Origin of the sequence: Phocaeicola plebeius DSM 17135 (genome assembly GCF_000187895.1) — a bacterium.
GTDB lineage: Bacteria > Bacteroidota > Bacteroidia > Bacteroidales > Bacteroidaceae > Phocaeicola > Phocaeicola plebeius.
The window spans coordinates 64,057-85,746 of the sequence record NZ_DS990133.1 but is presented as its reverse complement, the minus strand read 5'-3'; the positions used below and the strand labels follow the sequence as shown (position 1 = coordinate 85,746).

Here is a 21,690-nt window from a genome sequence, read left to right as displayed (position 1 = left end):
TGTTTGTTAAGATTGCTGATTGAGTTTTTCTGCCAGGTATTGTCCCGTATAGGAGGCCGCACATTTGGCCACTTCTTCCGGGGTGCCGGCTGCCACAAGATTTCCTCCCATGTCGCCACCTTCCGGACCGAGGTCAATCACGTGGTCGGCGCATTTGATGACATCCATGTTGTGTTCGATGATGACCAGCGTATGTCCCCGACTGATGAGGGCATCGAAAGCTTCCAGCAGTTTCTTGATGTCATGGAAGTGCAAGCCAGTTGTCGGTTCGTCGAACACGAAGATGGTAGGTTGTGCCTTTTCGATACTGAGGAAGTACGCCAGTTTCACACGCTGGTTTTCTCCTCCCGAGAGGGTAGACGAAGACTGTCCCAGCTTGATGTAACCCAGTCCCACATCCTGTAGCGGGCGCAACTTCTTGACAATCTTCTTCTGGTTGTGTTCCGTAAAGAACTCGATGGCCTGGTTGACCGTCATTTCCAGTATGTCGTAAATGTTTTTTCCTTCGAACTTCACTTCCAGCGTGTCGTTCTTGAAGCGCTTGCCGTGGCATGACTCACATTCTAACACCAGATCGGCCATGAACTGCATTTCTACCGTTACCGTACCTTCTCCCTTGCATTCTTCGCAACGTCCGCCTTCCGTATTAAACGAGAAATAGCCTGCGCTGTATCCCATCTGCTTGGCCAGTGGCTGGTCGGCAAACAGTTTGCGGATTTCGTCGTAGGCCTTGACGTAAGTCACCGGATTGCTTCGGGAAGACTTTCCGATGGGGTTCTGGTCTACAAACTCGATGTCGTTCACCTGACGGATGTCTCCTTCCAATGAGATGAATTCGCCCGGACGTTCGCTCGATTCACTGTATTCCCGTTTTAGAGCCTTGTAGAAAATGTCGCGTACCAGCGTACTCTTTCCGGAACCGCTGACACCTGTCACTACCGTCATCACGTTAAGTGGGAAGCGCACGTCGATGCCTTTCAGGTTGTTCTCACGTGCTCCCTTGATTTCGATGTAATTGTTCCACGGACGATGGCTGGCAGGCAGGTCGATGGTCTCTTCTCCTAACAGGTATTTCACGGTATAGCTGTCGCTTCCCTTCTGTAAGTCTTTCATGTCGCCCTCATACACCACTTGTCCGCCCAGTCGTCCGGCTTTCGGGCCGATGTCGATAATATAATCTGCTGCACGGATGATTTCTTCGTCGTGTTCCACTACCACTACCGTGTTTCCCAATTGCTGTAACTGGCGCAGCACCTTGATAAGGCGGGTAGTGTCACGGCTGTGCAGACCGATGCTTGGTTCGTCAAGAATATACAATGAGCCTACCAGACTGCTTCCTAACGAGGTGGCCAGATTGATTCGCTGACTTTCACCTCCTGAAAGCGAGTTGCTCAACCGGTTCAGTGTCAGGTAACCCAATCCCACATCCGACAGGAATGTCAGACGGTTCTTGATTTCACTCAGCAGGCGTTGTGCCACGAGAGTGTCGTGTGCATCCAGTGTGAGCGTACGGAAAAACTCCTGCAACTGGGTAATCGGCATTTCCACCAGTTCCGAGATATTCTTTCCCCCCACTCGCACGTAGCTGGCCTCCTTTTTCAGTCGGCTTCCGTGACAGGTAGGGCAAGTCGTTTTTCCCCGGTAGCGGGCCAGCATCACGCGATACTGTATCTTATATTGATTTTCCTCCAGCATCTTGAAGAAAGAGTCGATGCAGACCTTCTCTCTTGGGCCGTGCCAGAGGTAATCTTTCTGTTCCTGTGTCAGTTCATAATAGGGGGCAAAGATAGGGAAATCATGAGCCGGCGCTTCCCGAAGGAACTCGTTCAGCCATTCTCCCATTTTCTCCCCTCTCCAGCAAAGTACGGCACCATCGTACACGCTCAGCGCCCGATTAGGCACCACCAGGTGTTCATCGATACCGATAATCTTTCCGAAACCTTCGCACGTAGGGCAGGCTCCCAGCGGAGAGTTGAATGAGAACATCTGGTCGTTCGGTTCTTCAAACTTGATACCGTCGGCTTCAAACTTCGTGCTGAATACATGCAGGCGGGTGTCATCCGACAAATAGAAACGGAGCATACATGTGCCGTCACCTTCGTACATAGCCGTCTCGGCAGAATCCGTCAGTCGGCTGATGGCATCCTTGCTATCATCACAGCTCATGCGGTCCACTAACAGATACACCTTGTCGTTCTCATTGTAGGCATAATCCTCAATGCGTACCATTTCGCCGTCCACTTCCAGTCGGGTAAAGCCCTGCTTCATATCCATGTCCAGCTGTTCTGCCACACTTCTTCCGTCACGGGGAAGGATAGGCGTCAGTACGGTATAGCGTGTGCCTTTCGGGTAAGACAGCATGCAGTTTACGATGTCTTCCACACTGTCCTTCTTCACCAGTTGTCCGCTTACGGGAGAATACGTTTTTCCTACCCGTGCGAAAAGCAGGCGCAGGTATTCATAAATTTCCGTTGAGGTACCCACGGTAGAACGCGGGTTGCGGCTCGTCACCTTCTGTTCAATGGCGATGGCAGGTGGAATTCCTTTGATGAAGTCACATTCTGGTTTGCTCATACGTCCGAGAAACTGGCGGGCGTAAGAAGACAGACTTTCCACATAGCGTCTTTGCCCTTCGGCATACAGCGTATCGAATGCCAGCGACGACTTTCCCGAACCTGACAGGCCGGTAATGACTACCAGTTTGTTGCGTGGGATACGTACGTCGATGTTTTTCAGGTTATTCACCCGGGCACCCTTTATGGTAATAAAATCATTTTCTGACATGTATCTTTTCTTGTTAGATGAACATGCGAAGTTACGAAAAATAGCTGGAATTATCAAAGCGAATACTTTCGGACGAAAAGAAGTCTTTTACGTTTCCCGGAGTGGAACCGTATGTTTTCCTTATGCGAAACGTACGGTTTCGCATCGGGAAACGTAAGGTTCACGGAATGGAAACGTAGAAAGTGTGCTGAGGCTTGTTGGATATTGTATCATAAATTCCGTAAAACCATTTGTTTGTTCAAGAAAAAAAGTTATTTTTGCTGTATCACTTTGATGGTACAGTATAACAATTTTTACTTTGTAAGGTTATGGTAGAATTAATCGGTGTTTCATTTGGGTATCAGTCTGATAAGAATGTGTTGAACAATCTGAGTTTCCGTTTGGAAGAAGGACGATTCTATGGCCTGCTGGGAATGAACGGCTCAGGCAAGACCACGCTCTTGAAACTGATTGCTGGTAAGCTTTTCGCTCACGACGGTGAGATTTATGTAGACGGTCGCAACTCCCGGAAAAGGGAGGTAGAAACTTTGAGGGAAGTATTCATGTTGCCAGCTGACTTTATTTTTCCGGATATGAGGCTGGAACACTTTCTTGCCATTTATTCCAAATTCTATCCTAAGTTTCGTGCAGAAGTGCTGGATGACTGTCTGGCCGATTTTGAAATACGGCGGGATATTGAACATTTGGACAAATTGTCGTTGGGAGAGAAGCACAAAGTGGCATTCAGCATTGCCTTGTCGCTGGGAACGAAAGTTCTATTACTGGATGAGGCTGCCAACGGAATGGATATTCCGGCACGAAAGATGTTTCGTAAGTTACTGATGAAGCATGTCCGTGAAGATCAGATAGTGGTTTTGTCTACACACATTGTGCAGGACATTGAAAATCTGTTGACCGATGTGATTGTGTTAAGAAAGTATGCTCCTGTGTATGCGGCTTCTTTGGAGGAAATCGCCACTCGGTATTCGTTCGGAATCCAAAGTAATGAAGAAGGAGTGCTATATGCAGAAGCTTGTGCCGAAGGTTACCATGTAATCGCTCATAAGCAGGAAAACATGGATACGGAGGTATCTTTGGAACTGCTGTTTAATGCATTAATCAAGGGAGGAGGAAGGATATGAAAAGTTTTGCAGTGAAAGAAATGTGGAAGTTTAGTCTGCTTCAGTTAAATGAAATGTTCTGCTATGGAAAAAAGAAAGCCTTTATCCAGCTTTTGTTTTTACGTTCTTTTAGTATCTGTGTGATTTGTGCCTTGGTGTCAGGAGATAGTTTGAAAGAATGCTTGTCACTCATAGAGCAATTGCTGATACTTCTGTCTTATTATTTTACGTTCTGGAGTCTGGTGGAAGATATGCGGAATGACAGAGGTCTGATAAATAAGTTCATGCTTCCGGTCACACTGGCAGAAAAATATGTAAGTTTGTTTTTCAGTACTTTTTTGATAGGTACGGTGATGTTGTTAGGATGTGCGATATTATCGGATATCTTTATGCAACTGGCTATTCCATTGTTTTTTACGGAGGAAACGGACGGACCGGTTCTTCTCTTTTTGGGAGGAGGCTATGGACTTAAGCAACTTATGCTGCAGGTGGTGATTGCTTTTTATGTAGCCCTGTGGACTTTGGTGGTTATGTTGAGGAAACAATACAGCAAAACCCGGTTCTGGCTGATAGTTGTTTTATGTGTTTTGTCTTATGTGTTGCCAGTATTGTGTATGTATGGATTAGGTGCTCCTAAAAGTATCATTAAATACACATGGTCGATTGTTTCTGTGGTTTGGAGCATAGTAGCTGTTATCATGACCTATAAAGGTTTTAGAAAGTTGGAGTTTAGATAGTAAGATGGTAGATTTCAAGCAAGACCGAGCCATTTATTTGCAGATGGCAGAACGAATCTGCGACGAGATACTGGCTGGAAAGTATCATTCAGATGATCGCATACCCAGTGTGCGGGAACAGGCCGTTATGTTCGAAGTCAACACCAATACCGTGGTGAAGACTTACGACCTGCTGTTGCAGTGGGGGATTATCTACACCCGGCGAGGGCTGGGGTATTTTGTAACTACTGATGCACTGGAGAAGATAAAACAGACCCGAAGCCTGAAGTTTATGACAGAAAACCTGCCGGAACTGTTTAGTCAGATGAAATTGCTGGATATTTCCATTGATACGGTGGTCAGGAAGTGGGAAGAGTTTAAGGATAGGGAGAATCTATGAGTAGTAGGTACCCATTACTTTATTGGGTTGTTATTGTGTCGTGTGTGGGAAAGATTTCGTTATTAATATGAGTTTTATGAAAGGGGGCCGAATTCAATCTGCAAATTGAATTCGGCCCCCTTTTTGATTTTAAAAGCCAGTAAGATTCTGATACATAAAAAACGTATAAAATAAGTCTGTTGTGTTTAAATATAATAAAAGACGGATTTGTTTATAGTGGTAAATCAGTTATTCCAAGTTTTCCTAAAAATGCGAATCTATCAATCACACGGGAATATGGATACTAATACAAAAGCCTTCAGAGATAATTTTCTTCAATATTATCGTCCGCTTTGCTTGTTTGCGCTTCATTATCTGAAAGATATTGATGATGCAGAAGATGCGGTACAGGACTGTTTTATGGAATTGTGGAAAAGGAGAGAGAGAAAGGATTTGAAGTGAGTGGTCTAAAATCTTATCGAGTGAGAAGAATTTTATTTACAAACTAAAATATAGACTTATGAAGAAAAAAATTTTATTTACGCTGGTAATGGCGGTATCATTGCGCGTAGGTGTACAAGCGCAAGAGTTCAGATATGGACTTTCAGGAGGGTATAACTATAATTCCACGAAAGAAAGTATTTCCAGATCTGGTTTTCATGCCGGACTGAAAGGGGAATATGCCTTCCGTGAGGCTGCAAAAGGGCTGTATGCAGATATGGGACTGATGATTTCCTCATACGGTTGGAAAAGTGTTCCTTATTATGTAATGAATGAGAGAACCTACGAATATGAAAGTACGCCTTATTATCTTCATATTCCCATCCACTTAGGCTATAAGTTGAAAGTCGGGAGAAATGTCAGTTTGTTTCTGGATGCCGGACCTTATTTTAATGTCGGTTTGTTTGGTCAAATGAAGCAAATAGCCAGTCTTCCGGGAGAACAGGATATTGTTACAGTAGCCTCACATAATATGTTTAAGGAGGGAGTGATGCCGCGTTTTGACTGGGGAGTAGGCTTTCGTGCCGGGGTAGAGATAGCCCGCCATGTACAGATTGCCATAGGATACGACTGGGGCATGACCAAAACTTATCAGCATAATCCCGATACTAAGTTCCGGACTTTTGTAGCTTCATTAACGTATTATTTTTAGTCAGAATGAAAAATAAACTAACTTTGAGGTGATTGCTTTTTAATCTTTAAGCTATGAAATCGGTAGTGGTTTTTCTTATGCTTTTGGGACTACCCTGTATGCAGATCTTTGGACAAGAAAGTATCAAAAAAGATACGATAAAGCTTGGTACAGGGTTGAAAAAAGATGTGGGTGGGGAATTCTTGTTAATTGATTCATCCACGGATAGAGTGAAAATAAAAGACCATGAAGTAAATCAAGAAATACAGTCTGATTCATCCGTAGATTTTGATTTTAGGCAGGAAAGGCCTTTTTATGTCCCAATCTATTATGTGAATCCGTCTCCCATGTTTATGGGTGACTATAATGCATTCGGGCAGTTTTCTCCCTATTTTTATGGCAGGGGAATGCAAACTACCATTCCAGGCATCGGTCGGGTGAACCAGATGATGTTTATATACCAAAGGGAAATCAATGATTTCTTGGATATATATGCAGGAGTGAATGCGGCAAAATATACTTTTCCCTATAGTGTCGGTCAGTCGTTTGGTGTGTCAGGAGGCATGACGCTTTATCCGACAGATGATTTTCATCTTACCGTGTTTGGTGCTTATAGTCCGGATAATAGGTATAATCTCAACCGTACGTATTATGGAGCCACCATTGGTTACGATTTTACAAACCGTTTTGGAGTGGACGTTGGTGTACAAAAGTATTATGATGTGCGACAAGGATGGAAGACTGCACCGATGGTCGTTCCATCCTATAAATTTCGTAAGTTTAAACTAGGCATAGATGTGGGAGGCCTGTTTTATGAAGCAGTGAGAAGTGCAATTGAACGATAAGTGTCTTTTTATTCTTAATTAAACAATTATAGATTGCTGAAAGGATAATTTATGAGAAGGGTGGGGTGGAGTTTTGTGTATAATATCTACCTTTGAGGGCTATTCTTAAAAATAATATCTTATAATTGTATATCTCTCAGTAAATGACACGTTGAATCTAGTAGGAGATATGTGTTTTGCAGGGAAGGAAATAGTAAAGATTTCATTTAAAGCCTATAATGGATAGATAGAATGGAATGTAAAAAAATTATAGCAGGTTTCTTCATATATGCAGGTTTTGTATCATCTGTATTCAGTCAGACAACCGGAAAGATAGTAGATGCCAATCAGCATCCAGTAGAAAGTGCTACCATCGTCATGCAGCTACCGGATTCAACCTATCTGGGAGCAACCATATCTGCAGCCGACGGTACATTTGTGCTTGAGCCGGAACCGGAGGATTATCAGCTCATTGTCCAGCATCTACTTTATCAGACTAGGCAGGTGAAGGGCCAGGCGCGTGATGTCGGTGTTATTACTATGGAAGCAAAAGACTACAATCTGGAGGAAGTGGTAATTGAGGGAGAACGCCCGTTTGTAACCGTGGAACAGGGAAAGCTGAATTATGACATTTCGGCCATTTCAGAAAAGCATATTGTAAACAATGCCTACGAGGCTATCTGTAAGCTGCCGGGTGTGCAGGACAGGAACGGTAAACTCTCACTGGTGGGTGCAAAGGACGTAACGGTTATCTTGAACGGAAAGGCAAGTACACTGACACAGGAACAGCTGATTGAGATGCTGAAGAATACTTCCGCTTCGCAGGTACAGACGGCCGAAGTGATGTATAATACACCGCCTGAATATCATGTGCGCGGGGCTGCCATTAATATCGTAACGGCAAAGGCAGACGACAATACCATCCAGAGTGAGCTGTCGGCCAGCTACAGCAACCAGTATTTTAGCAGTTACAGCGGCAATGTAAACTTTCTGCTGACGAAAGGCAAGTCATCGCTGAATGTCTCTTATAATCCGGGTTATTCGCATATAATGACGGTGATGGATCTGGCATCCCAACATACGTATGACGGAAAGGTATACGATATTACGCAGACACAGAAAATCAATACAAAGGGCTGGAAGCATAATATCTATGCTGAATATGGTTATCAGATAGATGAGGATAATGAGTTGAGCGTGGGTTACAACGGTGCCCTTTCCGATAATGGTAAAGGTACGATTGATGTAAATGGAAACTTCCAGAACAGCCACAATGACAAGTTGCAGGACAGCCGTCTGCACAATGTTTTTGCCCGCTATTCTTCCGGATTCGGACTTGATTTTGGGGTGGATTATACGGACTATACCATGAATGACAAGAATTGTCTGGAAAGTAAACTGACAGACAATACACGTCAGTTGCTTGATTATACTTCGGACCAGAAGATACGCAAGTTCTCTATATATGCCGACCAGAGCCACGCTCTCGCCAATGATTGGACTTTGAAATACGGTGTCCGTTATGATTATACGGACAATAAGAACGCCCAGTTCTTCAATCAGACTGAAGGTAAGGATAATGTGGGCAATTCTTCCTCACGTCTTTATGAGCAGATTACCAACTTTTATGGAGGTTTCGACAAGGAGTTTGAAAACGGGCTGTCTCTTTCTCTCTCGGCAACCGGTGAGTATTACTCCATCGGTGACTATCATAAATGGGCTGTCTATCCGCAGGCCAGTCTGACCTATTCGCCGTCGGAAAAGCATACGTTCATGCTGGGCGTTTCGTCTGAAAAAGATTATCCTACCTATTGGGATATGCAGACCAGTACCACTTATATGAACGCTTATGAAGAGCTCCAGACTATTGAGGGACTGCGGCCTGCCAATGTGTATAGTGTAAATGCCAATTATCTTTTCCTGCAGAAGTACATGTTGTCGTTGTTCTACGAGCGTACCAACGATTATTTCACGATGGATATGTATCAGGCAAAAGACCGTCTGGCATTGGTGTACCGCACGCAGAACTGGGACTATTACCAGTCCTTCGGTATGAGCGCCAACATTCCGTTCAATATCGGCGAGTGGTTGTCTTCTCAGGTGAATGCGACGTTGGTCAATGACCGTAACCGTTGCGACAACTTCTGGGATACTCCTTTTGACCGCAAGAAATGGGCCTGTATGCTTGCCATGCAGAATCATTTCTCGGCAGGTTCCAACCTCGGATTTGACTTGGATGCGATGTATCGTTCAAGCATGATTTCCGGTATCAGCGATACGAAACCGGTCTTTACAGTCAATGTGGGAGCACAGTGGAACTTCCTGAAGGATAAGGCCAGTCTGAGTCTGAACTGTGCTGACTTGTTCGATACCATGCGTATGAAGGTGAGAAACCGCTATGCAGGACAGCACATCGACTTGAACATGGGGCAGTACAGCCGTACCGTTTCAGTGAAATTTGTCTACCGTTTTGGTGGCAGCATCAGTAAGGAGAAGAAAGAAGTAGATTCTTCACGTTTCGGAAGATAAAACACAAACATGATGGAATGAAAAATTTAGCATTGACTTAACTCTATGAAAAAGCTATTTTTATATGTTATAGGCAGCTTAATCATACAGCCTGTTTACAGTCAGCATTTGATTAAAGGAACAATCATCGATTCGGAAAATACGGTGATGCCAATGGTGAATGTCGCCTTTTTGAATCAGGCAGACAGTACACTCGTCACCGGAGCGGTATCCGACTCTTGCGGGGTATATAGCACATCGCTTGCTGGAGGTAATTATATCATCCGCTATTCTTATCTGGGTTATGAGACATTGTTTCGGAATATACAAGTCAATGCGAATCTCACATTGCCGGTAGTTAAAATGGAACTGGCACAGACCGAACTTGAAGGAGTGGAGGTTACTGCCTACCGAAAACCTTTCAAATTGGATAGGGAAGGTATTACGGCTGATGTACCCAATACGATTCTTGCCAAACAGACTACACTGGATGATTTGCTTTGCAAAATACCCGGCATTCAGAAACGTGGTGAGGACATAGAAGTGATTGGTAGAGGTCTCCCTACCTATTATATCAATGGCCGTGAAGTGACAGACCAGACTGAACTGGATAATCTGGCTATCGACCAGATTCAGTCTGTCAGACTGGTGACGAATACGGGGGTACGTTATCATTCAGAACAGCGTGCGGTGATTGAGATCAAGACCAAACGCCTGGGCGAAGGACTTGCCTTTAATGTCAGCGGTAATCTGCTGCAGGGAAATTATCTTAGTCAGAATTACAAGATGAACGGAAGTTACAATTACAAGAACTGGGACTTCTTTTTCTCTTACAATTATGACCGTGGAAAGAAGGATTCGAATCTTGACGTTTACCAGCAGACTCAAAGTGATACAATCTGGAATCTGACCGATTTGAACCGGAAACAAATCTTCAATGAAAGCCATGCCTATACGGGAGGGGTTTCTTATCATTTCTCTCCGGAGTCGGAAATCGGCCTGAAATATGAAGGTAAATACAATGAAGGTAATACGTTTTCTAAGGATACGCTTTCCATGATACCGGACAAAGGGACTTCAACCTTTATCAGGAATCTCAGCGATGTGTCTGATAAATCTGTCAGCAATCATTTGAATCTGTATTATACAAACGACTGGAAGAATGGCTGGAGGATGAACGCATTCGGTGATTATCTTCATAAGACCGACCGAAGCCGTGGCAATATCCGTGAATGGGAAAGCGACGGTGTGGAAACGTCTATGGACTATTACCGTAAGGCGGACTGGGATTTGTTTGCAGCCAAATTAAGCTTATCGTATGAAACCGGGAAAGCCGGAACTTTCAGTTTCGGTTATGATTTCAGCCACACAACCGGAACGGACTATATAGAATATGTCCGTGCGCTGAATAATGGTAGTACAAGTAATACGGAAATGAAGAACTCGCTCTACCTGTCGTATGATTACACATGGAACAAACTGTCGCTGGGAGCTGGCTTGCGTTACGAACACATCCGGAGCGATTTGAAGGAAAACAGCAGCAACAAGAGCCAGAACCAGACATATCATAACTTTCTGCCGTCTGTTTCGTTAAGCTACAATACTGAGAGCCTGCAACAGTCACTTACATATTCCGTTCATACGGAGCGCCCGCCTTTTGGTATGATGAACGACAATGCTGTTTATACCGACCGGTTTACCTATCAGAAAGGAAATCTTTACCTGAAACAGGCTTTGACTCATGACCTGAACTATATGCTGTTTTATAAGTTTCTGTTTTTTAACCTGAATTATACTCATACCCATAATCCGCTGATAACAGCGTTCTACAGTATGCCGGGAAATTCAGCAGTTACTGTCAGCTACATGGATAATTTTGACAGGATGCACAATCTGACGGGTATGGTGAACGTACAATATCCGGTGAAGTGGTGGCTGCCCTCACTTACGCTTACCTGTTTGAAAACATTCTTCAATTATCCGGGGCCGAACGAGAGTGTTCTAAAAGCGGGACGTCCGCTGGTGATGCTGAACTTCAACAACAGTTTCACACTTCCATCCGGATTTCTGTTGTCTGCTGATTTTAATTATGGTTCCAGAGGATATTATCAGTTGTACGAAGCGAAGAGTTACACCTCCTTCAACCTGAGTTTGAAGAAATCGTTCCTGAAAGACAAGCTTCAACTTTCACTGGATGCTTATGACATTTTCAATAAGAACAATACGCGTGCTTCAGCCCGTCTGAATGATATTATCATGCACAGTGTCGGAAAGGAGGAAACCCGAAAAGTCGGTTTCACGATTACTTATCGCTTCCGTACCGAAAAGAAGATGAATAATCAGAGTGCAGCTGAGACGGAAATGTCACGATTGAATATGGATAATCAGTAAAGAAGGTTGAATGAACACTCTCCAACGATATATGGTGTTGAACTCCCTTTTGCTGGTGGTGATACCTGTGATGAGCCAGCAAAAGGAAGACAAGGAAATTAAGCTGAATGAAGAAACGGTAAAACTCATTCAGTTTGATTTCCTTCCAGGGGATATGGAGAATTATAACAAGCCTTTGGAAGCTCCGTTGGAAAAGAAATGGATGGAATTTCAGAATCCTTTTGATAAAGGAATCCCCCGAAGTCTGACAGACAGTCTTATGGTGAAGAAACCGAAGGGATATATCCGCATGTGTCCTTATTCCATCTGGACAAAACGGGGAGAAGATCCGGTGTATGATGTGACTGTGGAAGGTCGTCCGCCTGAACTTATCATGAACGAGGGACCGGACGTCAGTAAAAAACTACAGACAGATTACGGGCATTCTCTCAAGCCCTCAACGGGCAGAACGTATGATATGCTGAATAACTCCACTCCCATTGAAGTAGGAAAAATTTTCAAGAAATATATAAAGCCGTTGCTGCCTGCAAAAAAGAGTAAATAGTTTCTTATAGATTCTTCAGCTTTCTTCCGTATATTACTTAAAATAGAGTTAAATTTACCTCGACACGTACGTGACGAGGTCTTGACACGTACGTGCTGATGTCTCGTCACGTTCGTGTCGAGATATTGACAGCTACGTGTCAAGGTAATTTTGTATAGGAGTTTCTCTTTTATATAAGGCGGTTTAGAAGATTTAGGACGGCCCAGTTACTTCTATTAGGACTGGTGTAGAAGCAAATCGTAGATTTTGAGGAAGTTATAGTGATAATCATTCAGTAATCATTATATTTGTGAGAATTTGCATGGTTGGTTTATATAGAAGGATATAATCGTACTATGCATTTTCGATTTGCAGATAAAAGCTGAATGAAATTTAAAACATAATACAATGAAAAAAAGAGTATGGATGGCAATTATTTGCCTTTGTTTGTCCGCAGGACTGTATGCACAAGATTCATTAAAGGTAAATACGAAACAAATTGGTGTGGAGGATATTGTAGATGTGCTGAATGTGATGCGTGTAAAGATGTTCCATTTTGACCTGATGCCGTTCCTGGCAGATACGTATGAAGTACAAGTATATGTGGAGGAACATGAGCAGGGGAAAACATCCAAACGTATCGAACTGTTTCGGATGGGGAAAAATAAGGAGCTGCTGAAAGATTCCTGGAGATACAAGGATTTACCGGAGGACACAGAAGTGTGGAATAAAATCACAGATCTGTCTTTATTCCTGACAAGCAGAAATGACTCTACAACTTTGCTTACTATTAAAGTTCCGAATGCGATGACTACGAATGTGGCATTGAAGTTGCATCCGTTAGGAAAAGAAAAGGTGTATTTTTACGAAGCCAGACCTTATATCTTACGGAATAATCCGAATGTAGACAGCCTGAACATACCTTTAGTCTTATACGGCTCTGGCTGGGTAGATGAAAAATACGGATTTATGCGCTTCTGTGGGGAAAGAGAAATTGACGGGAATGATAAGACCGGAATGATTTTGTCGAACGTACCACATTATTATGTGGTGGGAGTGGAGTTGCATAAGGTTGCCAAGTAAAGGAAATTTTGATTTCTTGAATATAGGCTGCGGTTCGGCAATACTTGTGCTCAAAAGCAGGCTTTTGGCTTGGTATTGCTCTCACCTTTCATTATCTTTGCGGCTTAATCGGACATTTGTCCGGAAAGTGAAAAGGATATGATAAAATTTACGGATATGAAGACTAAACTATTGATGTTGCTTGTCCTTTGGGGAAGCCTGTGGACGAGCAACTTGTATGCTCAGACACGTTATCCCAAACGGGAGTTTCGCGGAGCCTGGATACAGTGTGTAAACGGACAGTTCCAGGGTATGCCTACGGAGAAAATGAAGAAGGTGCTGGTGAGCCAGTTGGACAACTTGCAGAAAGCCGGTATCAATGCCATCATTTTTCAGGTAAGAGCAGAGGCGGATGCCTTGTATAAATCTCCTTACGAACCATGGAGCCGTTTCTTGACCGGTGTGCAGGGAAAAGCTCCTTCGCCTATGTGGGACCCTTTGCAGTTTATGATTGAGGAATGCCACAAGCGGAACATGGAGCTTCATGCGTGGATTAATCCGTATCGTGCCAAGACGAAAGGCACAGGTGCTTTGTCGCCCATGCATCCGTACAGCAAGAATCCGGAACTGTTTGTGCAGTATGCCGGCCAGCTGTATTTTGATCCGGGACTGCCGGAATCCAGAAAATACATCTGCAAGATTGTACGCGATATTGTGACCCGCTATGATGTGGATGCCATTCACATGGACGACTATTTCTATCCTTATCCGAATCCGGGAGAGGAGTTTCCGGATAATGTCAGCTTTGCAGCATACGGTCGCGGATTTACGCGTCGGGCAGACTGGCGTCGGGATAATGTGAACGTGTTGATTAAGGAAATTCATGAAACCGTACGCGAATGCAAACCGTGGGTGAAGTTTGGTGTATCACCGTTCGGTATTTATCGTAACAAGAAGAATGACCCGAACGGAAGTGAGACGAACGGATTGCAGAACTACGATGACTTGTATGCCGATGTACTTTTGTGGGTAAACAATGGCTGGGTAGATTACAATATCCCGCAGATTTATTGGGAAATCGGACATCCGGCAGCTGATTATGATACGCTGATTCGCTGGTGGGCACGTCATTCGGCAGCTCGTCCGCTGTACATCGGTCAGGATGTGATACGTACGGTATCGAAAGCGGATTTGATGAATCCGAACCAGAGCCAGATTCCGGCAAAGTATAATTTGCAGCGTTCATTGCCTACCGTACAGGGAAGCTGTCAGTGGTATGCGGCGGCAGTGGTAGAGAACAAGGGAAATTACCGGGATATGCTGGTGAAAGAATATCACAAGTATCCGGCATTGCTTCCGGCTTCTCCGTTTATGGACGACAAGGCTCCGGGAAAAGTGCGTAAGCTGAAACCGGTATGGACTGCAGACGGATACATCTTGTTCTGGACGGCACCGAAGGCAAAAACCGAGATGGATAAGGCTTATCATTATGTGGTGTACCGCTTCGGAAGCAAGGAGAAGGTGAATCTGAACGATCCTTCACACATTGTAGCGATTACACACGATGAGTTCTATAAGTTACCGTATGAAGACGGAAAGACGAAGTATCGTTACGTAGTGACTGCACTCGACCGTCTGCACAATGAGTCGAAATCGGTATCAAAAAAGATTAAGCTGTAAATAAATAACGGTCTGATAAAAAATAGAAAGGGCAGGAAGAAAGGTTTGTGATTTTCTTCCTGCCCTTTTTATGGATTTCCCTATAAGTTATTTGATATTTTTTCGAATCTTGCTAAGATAGGCATGCATACCTTCTGCATCTTTCCGGCTGATAATATCTAACAGTTCGTTTAGCTCCGTACGGATATTTTCGACCTGAGCCGGAGTGCGTGGATTGAACAAGATTTCCTGTAGCAGAAAATCATCTTCGCTTAGTACACCTTGCGCAATGGCCATGTGGCGCTTGAAGGTCGTACCCGGCGCGTCCTGGTGTTTCATGACAGCTGCAAACACAAAGGTTGATACGAACGGGATGGACAAGGAGTAAGCCACCGTTTCGTCGTGTTCCTCGAAAGTGTATTCAAAGATGTTCAGCTTCAGGTGCTGGTAAAGGTCTTTGAAGAAAATCTTGCCCAGGTGGTCACCTTCCTTGATGATGATGGCATTTTCCGTACTCAGTTTGTCGAGGTTGGCAAATGTGGGACCGAACATCGGGTGGGTAGATACATAGCGGAAACCGCAGTTTTCATAAAACTCCTTTAATCCGGTTTTCACGGAAGCAATGTCGCTGATGATACAGTCCTTAGGCAGTACCGGAAGGACCTGATGGAAAGCATCGAGTGTGTATTTTACCGTGGCAGCATTGATGACCAGCTCCGGCTTGAATTCGCCGATTTCTTCCAGTTTGGTGAAGCGGTAGCAGTTGTACATAAAGCGCAGGCGTTGGGGATTCACATCGTACACGGCGACTTCATGTTCAAAACTCAATACATCGGTAAAGAAGGAGCCCATTTTTCCGGCTCCTAGAATCAATATTTTCATGCTTTGTTTTTGTTATTTGTTGATGATTTCCATTTGCTGGCGCACGCTTTCTTCGTGAATCAGCTCGAATACTTGTTTGACGAAATCGGAATCCATGCCGCAAAGTGAGCCTTGTGCGCCACGTTTGTCCAGAATTTCGTTGTAACGTCCGGTCTGCAGGATGGTCATGTTATGTTCCTTTTTGAAGGTACCGATTTCGCGGCACACACGCATACGTTTGGCGAGTATGTCCATCAGGTCGTTGTCACATTCGTCAATCTGTCGGCGAAGCTCGTTCAGGTTCTCTGTAGTCTGGTGTTCAGAACGGATAACGAGCAGATTCAGGATGTAGTCAAGGATATCGGGAGTAACCTGCTGTGCGGCATCGCTCCATGCACATTCCGGATTGCAGTGTGATTCGATAATGAGTCCGTCGAAGCCTAAGTCCATGGCCTGCTGGCACAGCGGAGCAATCAGCTCACGTTTTCCGCCGATATGGCTTGGGTCGCAGATAATAGGCAGGTTCGGGATACGGCGGCGCAGTTCGATAGGAATGTGCCACTGCGGCAGGTTGCGGTATATTTTCTTGTCGTATGAAGAGAATCCGCGATGAATGGCACCGATACGTTTCAGTCCGGCATTGTTGATGCGTTCCAATGCACCAATCCACAATTCCAAATCAGGGTTTACCGGATTCTTTACGTAGACGGGAATGTCTACGCCTTTCAGTGCATCGGCAATTTCCTGTACGGCAAACGGGTTGGCAGTAGTACGGGCACCAATCCATACGATGTCAACATCAGCTTTCAGGCATTCGTACACATGCTTGGCGGTAGCTACTTCCGTGGCTACGTACATACCGGTTTCCTTCTTTACTTCTTTCAGCCAGGAAAGACCTTCTACACCGATACCTTCGAAACCTCCCGGTTTGGTACGGGGTTTCCAGATTCCAGCACGGAATATCTTGATACCTTTGTCTGACAGTGACTTGGCTGTAGTCATAACTTGTTCTTCTGTTTCGGCACTGCAAGGGCCTGCAATAATCAACGGGCGTTCCTGAGAAACACCTTCCAGTTCAATAGGGAGTAAATCTAACTGTTCCATGGTAGTATTTGATTTTTGTAATGTTATTTATTCATGATGGCCTGGATTCGTTTTAACGCCTCTTCCAGTTGAGGCTCTTTGGCGCAGAGTGAAATACGGATATACCGTTTTCCGTTGCTGCCGAAAATGAATCCCGGAGTGATGAACACGCGGGCTTCGTGCAATACTTTTTCGGTCAACTCTTCCACGTCGGCATAGTGGTCTGGAATGCGTCCCCACAAGAACATACCTACTTGTTCCGGGTCGAAGGTACATCCCAAGGTATGCATGATTTCTTCAGCCAGTTTCCGGCGACGTGCGTAAGTCTGAATATTGGCTTCTTCGTGCCATTCTGCGCTGTTGTGGTAAGCTTGTGCGGCTGCTAGCTGCAAGGGGCGGAAAGTACCAGAATCAATGTTACTCTTGATTTTCAGAATCCACTGTACGAAAGTAGCATTGGTTGCCAGCATACCCACGCGCCATCCCGGCATGTTGTGGCTCTTGCTCATGGAGTTGAACTCGATACAGCATTCTTTGGCTCCCGGTACGTTCAGGATACTGATAGGTTTGCGGTTCAGGATGAAACTGTACGGGTTGTCATTGACGATGACAATCTGGTGACGGCGTGCAAAATCCACCAGCTTCTCGTAAAGTTCCATGGTGGCATTGGCGCCGGTCGGCATGTTGGGATAGTTGGTCCACATGATTTTTACCCGACTTAAATCCATCTTTTCCAGTTCTTCGAAATCCGGTTGCCAGTGATTGTCTTCCCGCAGGTTGTAGTTCACGATTTCACTTCCCAAAATCTTGTTCAGTGAAGTGTAAGTAGGGTATCCGGGGTTTGGAACCAGCACCTGGTCGCCGGGGTTCACCAGTGCCAGTGTGACGTGAAGAATACCTTCCTTTGAACCGATGAGCGGCTGGATTTCCGTAGCCGGGTCCAGGTCTACATCATACCATCTTTTATACCAGTCGGCCATGGCCTTGCGCAGTTCCGGTATTCCCACCGTAGGCTGGTAGCCGTGTGCGTCCGGCTTGCGGGCATTCTCACACAACACGTTGATGGTCTCTTCTGAAGGCGGCATGTCCGGGCTTCCGATTCCTAAGCTGATGACATTCTTTCCTTCGGCATTCATCCGTGCCACTTCCTTCAGTTTCCGGCTGAAGTAGTATTCGCTGACGTGGCTCAGTCGGCTGGCCGGCTCTATCTTATAAGGTTGATTCTCCTTCTGCATATTCTCCTAAAATTTTAAGTGCTTTGGTTAATGGCATTACTGCATCAATGGATTGTTTGTATCTCAAATAGTCGTTGAACATCACGTCTACGTAGAACAGGTATTCCCATTCCCGTCCGATGATGGGCAACGATTGTATTTTGGTCAAGTTGATGTGATAGAACGAAAAGATGGACAACACTTGTGACAAGCTTCCTTCATTATGAGGCAGAGAGAAAACGATGTTGGCCTTGTTGATTTTGGAACGGTCTTTCAGTTCGTCGGCCATCCAGGGGTCGCATATCACCAGAAAGCGGGTGAAATTATGCTTGTTGGTTTCAATGCCTTCCTGTAGGATTTTCATGCCGTAAAGCTCGGCTGCATATTTGGAGCAGATGGCAGCATGTCCTTTCAACCCTTTTTCCTTGATGTCGCGTGCGCTGCCTGCGGTATCTTCCGTTTCTACCACCTTCAGTTGTGGATGGTGTTGCAGGAAATCCCGGCATTGTGCCAGTGCTACCGGGTGGGAGTTTACCTCTGTCAGTGTACTCCAGTCTTCTCCGGGCAGACACATGATGCTGTGGCTGATTCGTAATTTGTGTTCTCCGATAATCGTAGCTCCACTGTCTCTGAGCAATTCGTAATTGTGAAGGAGACTTCCGGCAATCGTATTCTCAATGGCAATCATTCCGATGATGCTGCTGTCTTTTTTCAGAGTATCGAACACCTCTTCGAATGTGTTGCAGCAGATCAGTTCGATTTCCTCATTCTTGAAAAATTTATGGGCTGCAATGTCGTGATACGAGCCCGGAACTCCTTGTATGGCTATCTTCTTCATCTTTTGTATAACTATAAAAAAAGTCCCGCTCCATCGAAGCGGGACTTTGTATTATCATTTCATTCTTGTTTTCTTTATTACCGTATGCATGCAAACTCCCGCTTCACTTCATTGCTAAAGTAAAAGAAATAAAAGTAAAAGAAGAAGTATGATGCAAATGTTCTCATTTGTTTGTTATTTTGTTGTTATTTCTGCTGCAAATGTAATACTTTTCTTTAAAAAACAAATGTTCCGACAAACTTTTTCTTCTTATTTTTAAAAAATAGCCTCAGAATGGCGGATATGAATGTATTTTCTTACCTTTGTTGTACAGAGATATTTCATTTGTAAAACAGCCAAAACAAATAAGAACATGAACTATAATTTTGATGAAGTGATTGACCGTCGCGGCACGTGTTGCGAGAAGGTAGACGGTATGGTAAACGTATGGGGAAAGTCTGATTTGATTCCGATGTGGGTGGCCGATATGGATTTTGCCACACCTCCGTTTATCTTGGAAGCCATTCGCAAGCGTTGCGAACATCCGGTGTTGGGATATACCTTCCGTTCAGACGATTACTATCAGTCTATTATCGGATGGGTAAAGAAACGTTATGGCATGTCGGTAGAGAAGGAAGAAATTAATTTTGTACCAGGCATTGTACCGGGTTTGGGAATGGCTATCAACTGTTTCACAAAGCCGGGCGACAAGATTATGATTATGCCTCCGGTGTACCATCCTTTTGCCTGGCTGGTGACACGTAACAACCGTCGTCTGGTGGAATGCCCGCTGAAAGAAGTGGACGGACATTATCGCATGGATTTGGATTTGATTCGCCGTTCCATAAAGGGAGTACGGGTACTGATTCTGTGTAATCCTCACAACCCGGGAGGAGTGGTTTGGAAGAAAGAAGAGTTGCAGGAACTGGCCGAAATCTGTGCCGATGACAATGTTATTGTCTTTTCGGATGAAATTCATGCCGACCTGACTTTACCGCCTTATCAGCATCTGCCTTTTGCCATGGTGTCAGAAAAAGCCCGCAATAATTCTGTTACTTTCATGGCACCCAGCAAGACTTTCAATATGCCGGGAGTAGCTGCTTCGCATACCATTATTTACAATGAAGGACTTCGTTCACGCTTCGTGACTTATCTGGATGCCGGAGAACTGAATGCGGGACATGTGTTTGCATGGCCGGCTGTAACCGCTGCTTACACTGAAGGAGAAGAGTGGCTGCAACAGTGTCTGGCTTATATTCAGGGAAATATTGACTATGCAGATGCCTATACAAAAGCACATACTCCTAAGATTAAGGTGATGCGTCCGCAGGCTTCTTACCTGATTTGGCTGGATTGTCGCGAACTGGGATTGTCGCATGAGGCATTGAATGCTTTCTTTGTAGACAAGGCCGGATTGGCGCTGAACGATGGAGAGATGTTTGGTAAGGAAGGAGCAGGCTTTATGCGGATGAATGTAGGCTGTCCGCGTGTGACACTTGAAAAAGCTTTGCAGCAGTTGAAAGCAGCTTACGAAGCACTTTAATCTATACATAAAAGAGCGGGTGCGGAATTTCATCGAATGAATGTTCCGTACCCGCTCTTCTTGAACGGTATCGTTTAGTAGATTCCGGTTTGCAGATTACTCTTTTCAAAGTTATTGAAATTGCCGGAAATCAGGTTTTCTTTTTCAGGAGCCAGCTCGATGGCCTTTTTCATGTCTTCTGCCGCACCGGCCTTGTCGCCCATCAGCAGGTGAACGCGTCCTCTTTCCTGGTATAATTGCGCTTCTTGTGGAATCAGTTCAATAGCTTCCTGATAATTCTCAAGTGCCTTGTCCAGTTGTTTTTCCTCTATCAGCAAGCCACCTTTCAGCAAATACGCTTTCACATTGAACGGGTTTAAAGCTATAACCTGTTCCACGCATGCTTCTCCTTCCTGATTTTCTCCCATACCGATGTGGATGGTAGCTTTCAGTAGAAGTGCTTCCTCTTCTTCCGGATTGAGTTTCAGCACCTGTTCCAGGTCGTTGAGCGCATCTTTCGCCTGGCGCATTTCCCACAACACTTCGGCACGCAGAAGATAGGCTTCTGTGAAACTCTCGTTTTGTACGATGGCTTTGGTTAGCATGACAATGGCTTGCAAGTCATTTTTCAAACCTCGTGCTGCACGAGCGGCTAAGTAGTAAGCCTGAGCGTTCTTCTCATCCAAAGCTATGGCTTTCTGGCAGGCCTTATCCATCCCTTCATAGTCTTCTTGTATATAGCATACACTGGCCAAAGACAGCAAGGCCTGTACGTTTGTCTCATCTTTTGCAATCAGCCGGTCAAGGGTGATACGTGCATCTTCCGTGCGGTTGGCCTGAAGATATGCACTGGCCAGTAAACCCAGCGTTTCCTTTTCTTCTTGAAGCGCCACAGCCTCTTCAAAACATTTGATGGCGTAGGGTAGTTTACCCATGTTGCGGGCACGGATGCCGTCATATTTCAGGATGTCGAAATTCTTCTTGTCTTGTTTCTCTTGTTCGTTTGCATCGGATTTACTTTTTCCGAATAAAGATGATAATAATCCCATGATAAACTGATTTAATGTTTTTTCTGTGGCAAAGATAGGCAGAAAAAAGAAAGAAATTTGTATGTT

Annotated in this window: 18 protein-coding genes; 12 read left to right on the top strand and 6 right to left on the bottom strand. The window is 44.7% G+C overall.

The genetic code is table 11. The annotated features are described in order from the left end of the window. Window positions 1-6 precede the first annotated feature (6 nt). A complete protein-coding gene (gene uvrA / locus BACPLE_RS13190) occupies window positions 7-2,784 on the bottom strand; it encodes an excinuclease ABC subunit UvrA (RefSeq protein ID WP_007562803.1) in 2,778 nt (925 codons plus the stop codon). 308 nt (window positions 2,785-3,092) lie between these two features. Here uvrA and BACPLE_RS13185 point away from each other — a divergent pair, with 308 nt between their 5' ends. The 11 genes from BACPLE_RS13185 to BACPLE_RS13140 all read left to right on the top strand — a co-directional run bounded on the left by BACPLE_RS13185 (window position 3,093) and on the right by BACPLE_RS13140 (window position 15,099). Next, entirely contained in the window at window positions 3,093-3,905 is an 813-nt protein-coding gene (locus tag BACPLE_RS13185; protein WP_007562799.1) for an ATP-binding cassette domain-containing protein, read from the top strand. Then, window positions 3,902-4,621: a hypothetical protein gene (locus BACPLE_RS13180; RefSeq protein ID WP_007562797.1), complete on the top strand. Its 720-nt coding sequence runs from the start codon at window positions 3,902-3,904 to the stop codon at window positions 4,619-4,621. The genes BACPLE_RS13185 and BACPLE_RS13180 overlap by 4 nt, the downstream gene beginning before the upstream one ends. Before the next feature lie 4 nt (window positions 4,622-4,625). Further along, window positions 4,626-5,000 carry a GntR family transcriptional regulator gene (locus BACPLE_RS13175; protein WP_007562796.1) on the top strand — a complete coding sequence of 125 codons (375 nt, stop codon included), beginning with the start codon at window positions 4,626-4,628 and terminating at the stop codon, window positions 4,998-5,000. A 276-nt stretch (window positions 5,001-5,276) separates the two neighbouring features. After that, window positions 5,277-5,441: a sigma factor gene (locus tag BACPLE_RS18975; RefSeq protein ID WP_081458134.1), complete on the top strand. Its 165-nt coding sequence runs from the start codon at window positions 5,277-5,279 to the stop codon at window positions 5,439-5,441. A 58-nt stretch (window positions 5,442-5,499) separates the two neighbouring features. Continuing rightward, on the top strand, window positions 5,500-6,132 hold the full coding sequence (locus BACPLE_RS13170; protein ID WP_007562791.1) for a porin family protein: 633 nt from the start codon (window positions 5,500-5,502) through the stop codon (window positions 6,130-6,132). A 155-nt stretch (window positions 6,133-6,287) separates the two neighbouring features. Beyond that, window positions 6,288-6,956: a hypothetical protein gene (locus BACPLE_RS13165; RefSeq protein WP_235777936.1), complete on the top strand. Its 669-nt coding sequence runs from the start codon at window positions 6,288-6,290 to the stop codon at window positions 6,954-6,956. 231 nt (window positions 6,957-7,187) lie between these two features. Beyond that, on the top strand, window positions 7,188-9,464 hold the full coding sequence (locus BACPLE_RS13160; RefSeq protein WP_007562788.1) for an outer membrane beta-barrel family protein: 2,277 nt from the start codon (window positions 7,188-7,190) through the stop codon (window positions 9,462-9,464). 45 nt (window positions 9,465-9,509) lie between these two features. Beyond that, window positions 9,510-11,834, top strand: a complete 2,325-nt coding sequence (locus BACPLE_RS13155; protein ID WP_007562787.1) for a TonB-dependent receptor family protein — start codon at window positions 9,510-9,512, stop codon at window positions 11,832-11,834. Between the two features lie 10 nt (window positions 11,835-11,844). Beyond that, on the top strand, window positions 11,845-12,378 hold the full coding sequence (locus BACPLE_RS13150) for a DUF4858 domain-containing protein (protein ID WP_007562786.1): 534 nt from the start codon (window positions 11,845-11,847) through the stop codon (window positions 12,376-12,378). 387 nt (window positions 12,379-12,765) lie between these two features. Beyond that, complete coding sequence (locus BACPLE_RS13145; RefSeq protein WP_007562785.1) at window positions 12,766-13,440, top strand: DUF5041 domain-containing protein; 675 nt, start codon at window positions 12,766-12,768, stop codon at window positions 13,438-13,440. 156 nt (window positions 13,441-13,596) lie between these two features. Next, a complete protein-coding gene (locus tag BACPLE_RS13140; RefSeq protein ID WP_040313281.1) occupies window positions 13,597-15,099 on the top strand; it encodes a glycoside hydrolase family 10 protein in 1,503 nt (500 codons plus the stop codon). Window positions 15,100-15,186: 87 nt separating this feature from the next. Here the strand turns inward: BACPLE_RS13140 and BACPLE_RS13135 are convergent, their stop codons facing one another. Genes BACPLE_RS13135 through BACPLE_RS13120 form a run of 4 tightly spaced genes read right to left on the bottom strand, consistent with a single transcriptional unit; the run spans window position 15,187 to window position 19,074 of the window. Beyond that, window positions 15,187-15,960 carry a prephenate dehydrogenase gene (locus tag BACPLE_RS13135; RefSeq protein WP_007562783.1) on the bottom strand — a complete coding sequence of 258 codons (774 nt, stop codon included), beginning with the start codon at window positions 15,958-15,960 and terminating at the stop codon, window positions 15,187-15,189. Between the two features lie 12 nt (window positions 15,961-15,972). Further along, window positions 15,973-17,043: a bifunctional 3-deoxy-7-phosphoheptulonate synthase/chorismate mutase type II gene (locus BACPLE_RS13130; RefSeq protein WP_007562782.1), complete on the bottom strand. Its 1,071-nt coding sequence runs from the start codon at window positions 17,041-17,043 to the stop codon at window positions 15,973-15,975. 23 nt (window positions 17,044-17,066) lie between these two features. Further along, the gene (locus BACPLE_RS13125; RefSeq protein ID WP_007562781.1) at window positions 17,067-18,257 is read right to left on the bottom strand and encodes a pyridoxal phosphate-dependent aminotransferase; all 1,191 of its coding nucleotides are present in this window, start codon (window positions 18,255-18,257) and stop codon (window positions 17,067-17,069) included. After that, window positions 18,232-19,074, bottom strand: a complete 843-nt coding sequence (locus tag BACPLE_RS13120) for a prephenate dehydratase (RefSeq protein WP_007562780.1) — start codon at window positions 19,072-19,074, stop codon at window positions 18,232-18,234. Before BACPLE_RS13120 ends, BACPLE_RS13125 begins: the two co-directional genes overlap by 26 nt. A gap of 352 nt (window positions 19,075-19,426) precedes the next feature. On the opposite strand from BACPLE_RS13120, the gene BACPLE_RS13115 reads away from it, so the two are divergent. Then, window positions 19,427-20,596 carry a MalY/PatB family protein gene (locus BACPLE_RS13115; RefSeq protein ID WP_040313280.1) on the top strand — a complete coding sequence of 390 codons (1,170 nt, stop codon included), beginning with the start codon at window positions 19,427-19,429 and terminating at the stop codon, window positions 20,594-20,596. 74 nt (window positions 20,597-20,670) lie between these two features. On the opposite strand, the gene BACPLE_RS13110 is transcribed toward BACPLE_RS13115, so the two are convergent. Continuing rightward, the gene (locus tag BACPLE_RS13110) at window positions 20,671-21,624 is read right to left on the bottom strand and encodes a tetratricopeptide repeat protein (protein ID WP_040313203.1); all 954 of its coding nucleotides are present in this window, start codon (window positions 21,622-21,624) and stop codon (window positions 20,671-20,673) included. Between the last annotated feature and the right edge of the window lie 66 nt (window positions 21,625-21,690).

Bases quoted from the DNA above. Each gene is read 5' to 3' on its own strand.
- BACPLE_RS18975 (WP_081458134.1), top strand. From the start codon at position 5,277: ATGGATACTAATACAAAAGCCTTCAGAGATAATTTTCTTCAATATTAT.
- BACPLE_RS13160 (WP_007562788.1), top strand. From the start codon at position 7,188: ATGGAATGTAAAAAAATTATAGCAGGTTTCTTCATATATGCAGGTTTT.
- BACPLE_RS13130 (WP_007562782.1), bottom strand. From the start codon at position 17,043: ATGGAACAGTTAGATTTACTCCCTATTGAACTGGAAGGTGTTTCTCAG.
- BACPLE_RS13150 (WP_007562786.1), top strand. From the start codon at position 11,845: ATGAACACTCTCCAACGATATATGGTGTTGAACTCCCTTTTGCTGGTG.
- uvrA (WP_007562803.1), bottom strand. From the start codon at position 2,784: ATGTCAGAAAATGATTTTATTACCATAAAGGGTGCCCGGGTGAATAAC.
- BACPLE_RS13135 (WP_007562783.1), bottom strand. From the start codon at position 15,960: ATGAAAATATTGATTCTAGGAGCCGGAAAAATGGGCTCCTTCTTTACC.
- BACPLE_RS13125 (WP_007562781.1), bottom strand. From the start codon at position 18,257: ATGCAGAAGGAGAATCAACCTTATAAGATAGAGCCGGCCAGCCGACTG.
- BACPLE_RS13115 (WP_040313280.1), top strand. From the start codon at position 19,427: ATGAACTATAATTTTGATGAAGTGATTGACCGTCGCGGCACGTGTTGC.
- BACPLE_RS13145 (WP_007562785.1), top strand. From the start codon at position 12,766: ATGAAAAAAAGAGTATGGATGGCAATTATTTGCCTTTGTTTGTCCGCA.
- BACPLE_RS13120 (WP_007562780.1), bottom strand. From the start codon at position 19,074: ATGAAGAAGATAGCCATACAAGGAGTTCCGGGCTCGTATCACGACATT.
- BACPLE_RS13110 (WP_040313203.1), bottom strand. From the start codon at position 21,624: ATGGGATTATTATCATCTTTATTCGGAAAAAGTAAATCCGATGCAAAC.
- BACPLE_RS13140 (WP_040313281.1), top strand. From the start codon at position 13,597: ATGAAGACTAAACTATTGATGTTGCTTGTCCTTTGGGGAAGCCTGTGG.
- BACPLE_RS13155 (WP_007562787.1), top strand. From the start codon at position 9,510: ATGAAAAAGCTATTTTTATATGTTATAGGCAGCTTAATCATACAGCCT.
- BACPLE_RS13185 (WP_007562799.1), top strand. From the start codon at position 3,093: ATGGTAGAATTAATCGGTGTTTCATTTGGGTATCAGTCTGATAAGAAT.
- BACPLE_RS13170 (WP_007562791.1), top strand. From the start codon at position 5,500: ATGAAGAAAAAAATTTTATTTACGCTGGTAATGGCGGTATCATTGCGC.
- BACPLE_RS13175 (WP_007562796.1), top strand. From the start codon at position 4,626: ATGGTAGATTTCAAGCAAGACCGAGCCATTTATTTGCAGATGGCAGAA.
- BACPLE_RS13180 (WP_007562797.1), top strand. From the start codon at position 3,902: ATGAAAAGTTTTGCAGTGAAAGAAATGTGGAAGTTTAGTCTGCTTCAG.